Source organism: Monashia sp. HAY1-2A (genome assembly GCF_056755315.1).
The window spans coordinates 1-1,029 of sequence record NZ_JBNDHY010000310.1; the positions used below are offsets into that span (position 1 = coordinate 1).

Here is a 1,029-nt window from a genome sequence, read left to right on the forward strand (position 1 = left end):
TCCGTCGTCGGCAGCGTCAGATGTGTATAAGAGACAGCGTCTGGACCGTGTCGTCCGGCCCGTGTCGTCCGGCCCGCGTCGTCTGGCCCGGGGCGGGGTTCGGCGGCTGGGGCTCAGCCGATCGTGAGGGCCGTGACGACCCAGCGACCGTCGAGGCCCTCGAGCCGCAGCGCGAGGGCGCGCACGCGTCCGTGCGACAGCACGACGGCGCACGCCTCGACGACACCGTCGCGGGGCTCGCACACCCGGACGCGGCGCACGATGGCGGGCCGCTGCGGGCCGGGCGTCCGACGGCGCCCGGCCACCATGGCCTGGCGTGCGAGGACGGAGTAGGTCGTCGGGCTCGTGTGGCGGATGAGCTGTGGCGCCGGACGCTGGCCGGACACGACCTCCACGATCGCCTGGGACAGCTTGGCCACGAAGGCGCCGGGGTCGGGCAGCTGGCTCGTGCGGGTCGGTCGCCGGCCGAAGTCGTCCTCGCCGGCCCCGAGGAAGTCGAGCGCGAGGGCGTCCTGGGCGTACGGCTGCTCGTCGCCCCAGGCCTCGTCGGCGGAGATGACGGCCGGGGCGGTCTGGGGCAGGGCGCGCACGGTGAAACCACCGGGCAGGGGGCGGGTCGTGGTGGGCACGGGTCACTCCTTCGGGACCGGGTGGCTGGTCGTCGCGTCACCGGCCGCGCCGGAGGCGGGGGGCGCGAGCTGCAGCCCGGGCACGATGCGGTCGGGGTCCTCACCGATGACCGCGCGGTTGGTGGCGTACCAGCGGGGCCAGGCACGGGCCACGTCGGCGTCCGACGCGTCGGGGCCCAGGTGTCGCCGGGCGATGGTCCAGAGGCTGTCGCCGCGGCGGACCGTGACGAGGCCGTGCGCGACCGTCGAGGGCCGGGGGCTGGGAGTCAGGAGCCGGTTCTGCTCGTCGTCGGCCACCCGCAGGGGCTCGCTCGGCCGGAAGCCGGGTGAGGGGGCGGGTGAGGAGGCTGTCTCTTATACACATCTCCGAGCCCACGAGACGCGTAGTAATCTGGGGGGG

At 75.0% G+C, this 1,029-nt stretch carries 3 protein-coding genes; 1 reads left to right on the forward strand and 2 read right to left on the reverse strand.

Annotated features, from left to right (window positions below):
- Window positions 1–113: 113 nt before the first annotated feature.
- Together ACPYOM_RS22030 and ACPYOM_RS22035 are read right to left on the reverse strand one after the other, a co-directional pair.
- Complete coding sequence (locus tag ACPYOM_RS22030; RefSeq protein WP_481343410.1) at window positions 114–629, reverse strand: Rv3235 family protein; 516 nt, start codon at window positions 627–629, stop codon at window positions 114–116.
- A 3-nt stretch (window positions 630–632) separates the two neighbouring features.
- Window positions 633–782, reverse strand: a complete 150-nt coding sequence (locus ACPYOM_RS22035; RefSeq protein ID WP_481347596.1) for a hypothetical protein — start codon at window positions 780–782, stop codon at window positions 633–635.
- Between the two features lie 40 nt (window positions 783–822).
- Here ACPYOM_RS22035 and ACPYOM_RS22040 point away from each other — a divergent pair.
- Window positions 823–1,029: hypothetical protein (locus tag ACPYOM_RS22040; RefSeq protein ID WP_481347597.1), on the forward strand; the 207-nt coding region annotated here is incomplete at its 3' end.